The sequence below is a fragment of the Protofrankia sp. CiP1_Cm_nod1 genome, assembly GCF_920888515.1.
Taxonomy (GTDB): domain Bacteria; phylum Actinomycetota; class Actinomycetes; order Frankiales; family Frankiaceae; genus Protofrankia.
Genome location: NZ_CAKKTM010000214.1, coordinates 1 through 5,596 on the forward strand (window position 1 = coordinate 1; position 5,596 = coordinate 5,596).

4 protein-coding genes are annotated in these 5,596 nt (G+C 72.6%); all 4 read left to right on the forward strand.

Annotated features, from left to right (window positions below; genetic code table 11):
* Nucleotides 1–144: 144 nt before the first annotated feature.
* Genes NBX02_RS09900 through NBX02_RS09915 form a run of 4 tightly spaced genes read left to right on the forward strand, consistent with a single transcriptional unit; the run spans nt 145 to nt 5,499 of the window.
* Nucleotides 145–1,437 carry an MlaD family protein gene (locus NBX02_RS09900; RefSeq protein ID WP_250291053.1) on the forward strand — a complete coding sequence of 431 codons (1,293 nt, stop codon included), beginning with the start codon at nt 145–147 and terminating at the stop codon, nt 1,435–1,437.
* Nucleotides 1,434–2,897: an MlaD family protein gene (locus NBX02_RS09905; RefSeq protein WP_250287117.1), complete on the forward strand. Its 1,464-nt coding sequence runs from the start codon at nt 1,434–1,436 to the stop codon at nt 2,895–2,897. Before NBX02_RS09900 ends, NBX02_RS09905 begins: the two co-directional genes overlap by 4 nt.
* A complete protein-coding gene (locus NBX02_RS09910; protein ID WP_250287116.1) occupies nt 2,894–4,216 on the forward strand; it encodes an MlaD family protein in 1,323 nt (440 codons plus the stop codon). The genes NBX02_RS09905 and NBX02_RS09910 overlap by 4 nt, the downstream gene beginning before the upstream one ends.
* Entirely contained in the window at nt 4,213–5,499 is a 1,287-nt protein-coding gene (locus NBX02_RS09915) for an MlaD family protein (RefSeq protein ID WP_250287115.1), read from the forward strand. The genes NBX02_RS09910 and NBX02_RS09915 overlap by 4 nt, the downstream gene beginning before the upstream one ends.
* The last annotated feature ends 97 nt before the right edge of the window (nt 5,500–5,596 follow it).

Genomic DNA, 5,596 nt, shown 5'->3' on the forward strand with positions numbered 1-5,596 from the left:
CGCCAACGGCGGGCGGACCGGTGCCGCCGCGCCGGCCACCGCCGGCGGTGGCACGTCCGCCCCGGCTGCCGGCGGCAGCGCGACCGGGCTGACCGAACGGCAGGAGAACTCGCTGCTGGGGCAGCTGCTGGGGGGAGTGCTGTCATGACAACGCCGGAGTTCCGCGCACGGACGCGCTCCTTCCGCGCCGGCGGCATCGTGCTGGCCGTCCTGGCGGTGATCCTGTACCTGACCTTCAAGGCACAGAGCGGGCTGCCGTTCGCGCCGACGACGACGGTGCGCGCGTCGTTCGACAACGTCCACTCGCTGCGGGTCAACGACGGCGTCCGGGAGATGAGCAAGCGCGTCGGGCGGGTCAGCGCGATCGACTACGTCAACGGCACCGCGGTGGTGACCATGCAGCTCGACGGCAACGTCGACGTCTACCGGGACGCGCACGCGGAGATCTGGGACGTCTCGGCGCTGGCGACGAAGTTCGTCGAGCTCAACCTGGGTACCTCGGCGGCCGGCAAGCTCGGCGACCAGACCATCGCGGCGACCCGCAACGTCAACTCGGCCGACCTCTACCAGCTGCTCGACGTGCTCGACCAGCCGACCCGGGACGCGGCCACCCGGACGGTGCGCGCTCTCGGCGGCGGGCTGGCCGGGCACAGCGACGACCTGCAGGACCTGCTGAAGAGCGCGCCCAGCCTGCTGGAGGACATCGGCACCGTCTCCCAGGCGCTCGCGTCCGACCAGACGGACCTGCCCACGCTGCTGACGGACCTCGACCGGCTGGCCGGCCGGCTCGACGACCGGCAGCAGCAGATCGCATCCCTCGTCAACCAGTCCGACCAGACGTTGCGGGCGGTGTCGGTGGACGGGAACAAGCCGCTGACCGCCACCCTGCAGCGGCTGCCGGGCACGCTGGACACAGCCAGGCAGGCGCTGGACTCGCTGAACGCGCCGCTGGCCGACACCGCCTCGGCGGTGCGTGACCTCGAGCCGGGTGCGGAAGCGCTGGGCGCGTCAGAAGCCGACCTGCGCGGCGTGCTGGTGGAGGGGGTGCCGGTCGCGGGCAAGGTTCCCCCGGTGGCGAAGCAGGCCATCCCCGCCGTCGAGGACCTGACCCGCACGGTCGCGGACGCCCGTCCGCTGGCGCCGCCGGTGCGGCAGGCGGTCGGTGACCTGCTCACCCCGCTGCGGGTGCTGGCGCCGTACGCGCCGGAGATCGGGCAGCTGTTCGTCCGCGGCCAGAGCTTCGTCTCCGAGGGGCCCGCGCCGGGGATCCGCTACGCCCGGCTGGGGCTCAACCCCGGTCTGGGGACCGTGACCAGCGGTCTGCTGCCGTCCGGGAACTTCTATCTGAACCAGTACCCCCGGCCCGGTCAGGCGTCACAGGACCGCGCGCAGGGGCTTCCGGCGGGTATCCCGCTGGTGGGGGGGACGGCCCGATGAGTGTGCTGCGGCGTCAGCGGGCGAGCCTCGCCCATCTCGGACAGCGGATACCCACCAAGGTGCTCGGCCTGGTGGTGCTGGCCGTGCTGGCCCTGGTCGGTTTCTTCGCCTTCAACCGGGCCCGCATCCTGATCACGGTGGGCTCCGGTGAGACGGTCAAGGCGGAGTTCGCGCGGGACTACAAGCTCGAACCGTTCAAGAGCGTCGTGAAGGTCTCCGGCGTCAAGGTCGGAGACGTCACGGGCGTGAAGGAGACCGACCGGCACACCGCCCTGGTGTCGATGAAGATCGACGGATCGGTGCTGCGGAAGCTCGGGGACCAGCCGTCCGCGGCGGTGCGGCCCACGCTGCTGGTGGGTGGCGCCTACTACGTCGAGCTCACCCACGGGGGGCCGGGCGGCGGCTTCGGCGCCGGGCGGACGATCCCGGTGGAGCGCACCAGCGTGCCGGTCGAGCTCGACCAGGTCCTCAGCGCCATCACGCCGGACGCGCAGAAGTCCATCCCGCGCACGGTCGAGCGGCTGGACGCGACGCTGCGCAACGACGGGCAGGAGGAGCTGCGTAAGATCATCACGGACGCGCCGGACACCCTCGAACCGGCCGGGGTGGTGCTCAGCGCCGCCCGCGGCACCCGTCCGGACACCGACCTGACCGGGGTGGTCACCGGCCTGCAGCACACGGCGGCGGCCCTGACCAAGCAGGACGGCCAGCTCGACTCGATCATCACCTCGCTGGCGACGACCTCGTCGGCGCTCGCGGACGAGCGCCGGCCGCTGGCCCAGACGGTGGCGGACCTGCCGCAGACGCTGCAGACCACCCGCGCCGGCCTCGCCGACCTCGACCCCACCCTGGACAAGCTGACCACGACCGCGCAGGCGTTCCGGCCGGCGGCCCGCCAGCTCGACCCGGTGCTGGCCAAGCTCGACCCGGTGCTGGAGCGCACCCTGCCGGTAGCGACCGACCTGCGGATCCTCCTGCAGGACGCCCGGCCGCTGGTCGACCGGCTGGTGCCCACCGCGCAGGACGCCAACGGGGTCCTGACCGACGTGCGCGGGCCGGTGCTGGAGCGGCTCAACGGGCCGATCGTCCAGACGGTGCTCGCCCCGTGGCACGGCACCGGGGTCTACAAGGGCGGCGGCAACGATCACCTGCTGTACCAGGAGCTCGGCTACTGGTTCTCCCACGGTGACGACGTCTTCAAGTTCCATGACAGCAACGGCGCGGCGGGCCGGCTGATGGCCGGGGTCGGGGTCAACTCCGTCGGCGGGACCGCGACGGTGCTGCCGCTGGAGCAGTACCTGGAGTCCCTCGGCCTGCAGCAGCCCCTGGGGCCGCAGGAAGGCACCAGGCAGGGCGCGCCGGGCCTGATCCCACCGCCGGCGGCGGGGCCTGACGCGGGCGCGCTCGGCAAGCTGGTGACCTCGCTGGACCTTCCGCTGGTGTCGAGGAGTTTCCCATGAGCGCATCCCTGCGTCGCCGCTGGGAGCGGATCAGGACGGTGCCCGGGCTGGGCCGTGACGTGACCGCGGTGACGGTCCTCATCGTGCTCGGCCTGGTGGCAGCCGTGATCATCCAGTCCCGGCTGAGCTCGACGCCACCGTGGGCGAAACGGTCGGTCGTCAAGGCCGAGTTCGCCTCGGTGCCCGGCGTGAACCCGACGAGCTCCAACCAGGTCACGATCGCGGGCGTGAAGGTCGGGAAGATCGCGGACTGGTCGGTCAGCGACCACGCGACGGCCATCCTCACGCTGGAGATCGAGCCCGGGCACACCGTGTACGACAACGCCCGCGCGGTGCTGCGCCCGAAGAACGCGCTCAACGAGATGTCGGTGGAGATCAACCCCGGGGGGCCGCCCGGCCGGGCGCTGCGTTCCGGCGGGCTCATCCCGCTGAAGCAGACGTCCCGGCCGGTGCAGGCCGACGAGGTGCTCGGCCATCTTGACGAGCGCACCCAGCTGGCCCTCACCGACCTGCTCGTCGAGTCCGACGTCGCGCTGGCGCGGTCCGAGAAGGAGCTGCCCGCCGGCCTGGCCGCGACGGACGGCACGATCACCCAGCTGCAGCCGGTGGTCGAGGCGCTGCAGACCCGCCGGGAGAAGATCAGCCAGCTCGTGACCGCGCTGTCGCAGATCTCCACCGCGGTCGGCGGCAACGACCAGCGGGTCGCCCAGCTCGCGACGGCGACCCAGCAGACGCTGGGGACGCTGGCGGGCAACGACGGGCAGCTGCGCGACAGCATCGCGCAGCTGCCCGGCCTGACCGACCAGCTCCGCAGGACGCTGACCAGCACCCAGGAGCTGACCGAACAGCTCGACCCGACGCTGGACAACCTCCACCGCGCCTCCGGCGAGCTGCCGCAGACGCTGGAACGGCTGGAAAGCACCGTCGACGAGCTGGGGCGCACCGTCGACTCGGCGAAGCCGGTGGTCAGCAAGGCCCGGCCGGTGGTCGCCGACCTGCGCCCGATGGCCGACGAGATCGACAGCTCGCTGCTCAACTTCCGGCCGATCACCCGTAACCTCGACCGCGACACCCGGACGGTGGTGTCCTACCTCGGCGACATCCAGGCGTTCGTGTACAACACCTCGTCGGTGTTCGGCGCGGGGGACGCCCAGGGCAGCATCATCCGCGGGCACCTGGTCGTGCCGCTGCCCGCCGCCGGGGTACTGCCGAAGCAGCCGCCGAACGGCTACTTCCCCGGACCGGAGAACGGCCTGCCCACCGGCAGCACCGCCACCGGTACCGCCACCGGCACACGGCAGGGAGGCCAGAGCCGATGAGAGCACTGACCGGGACGTTGGGCCGGCTGGTCACCGTCCTGCTGTTCCTCGCCGGGAGCCTCGGGATCCTCATCTTCCTGTTCCGCGGGACCGGTGCGCGGATCCCGCTGGTCGAGGGTGGTGAGTACACCTCCTCCGCGGTGTTCACGGACATCGACAACCTGGTGAAGGCGAGCCGGGTGCAGATCGCGGGCGTGCAGGTCGGCCAGGTCCGCGAGGTCACCCGGCGGCCGGACGGGCTGCGGGTCGCGTTCTCGCTGGACAAGAAGGCCGCCCCGCTGCACGAGGGGGTGAGCGTGCGCCTCGGCGAACGTTCCCTCGTCGGCGAGGGCTACCTGGACATCACCGACGGTGACGGCCGGGTGCTGCCCTCCGGCAGCACCATCCCCGCCGGCGCGGTGAAGCCCAGCACGCAGCTGCGCGACGTGCTCGCCAGCCTGGACACGGACAGCCGCACGGAGCTGGGCGCCCTGCTGCGGTCGCTGGGGCAGGGCACCGAGGGCCGTCAGCAGGACGTCTCCGCGGCCCTCGACGGGCTGGGCGACATCGGCCGGGAGGGGCACACCGCCCTGGACGCCATCGCGGCCCAGTCCGAGGACCTCAAGGCGCTGGCGCAGCAGACCGCCGTCGTGCTGCGGGCCCTCGACACCGGGCAGGGGCAGATCGCCGCCCTGGTGGACAACGCCAACCGGCTGACCCAGGCCACCGCCGGCCAGCAGCAGGCCGTCGAGGACGTGCTGCGGCAGACACCCGGCGTGCTCGACAGCGCCAGGACCGCGTCGGGCACCCTGACGAAGCTCGCCGGGGCACTGGCACCGGTCGCCTCCGACCTGAGGACGGCCTCGCCGCTGCTGAGCGAGGCGCTGCAGCAGCTGCCCGACACCACGGCGGACCTGCACGGGCTGCTGCCCCCGCTGTCGGGCGCGCTGGACCTGGCACCCGACACCCTCACCCGCGTGCCCACCCTGGGCAGTGATGTCCGCGGCGCGATCCCACCGGCGCAGACGCTCCTGAAGGACGTCAACCCGATGCTGTCGTACATCAAGCCCTACGGGCCCGAGCTGGCGGCCTACCTGGCCAACTTCAACGCGGTCCTGCAGTACACCGACGAGTCCGGGGCCCACTACCTGCGGCTGATCCCGCTGGTCAGTGACCAGTCCCTCCAGACACCCGTCCCGTACCACATCCTGACCTACACCAACCCGTTCCCGGCACCAGGCACGGGCGCGAAGCCCGGGCCGTTCACCGGTCCGTACCCGCGGGTGGAGCAAGACCCCGAATGAGGGTCCGCAGGCCCGCCATCCGGCGCTCGCCGGCGCGGGGGAGCCGTCCCCCGCGCCGGCCGGGCGTGCCGCGCCGGCTGCCGTCCCCGGCCCGGGG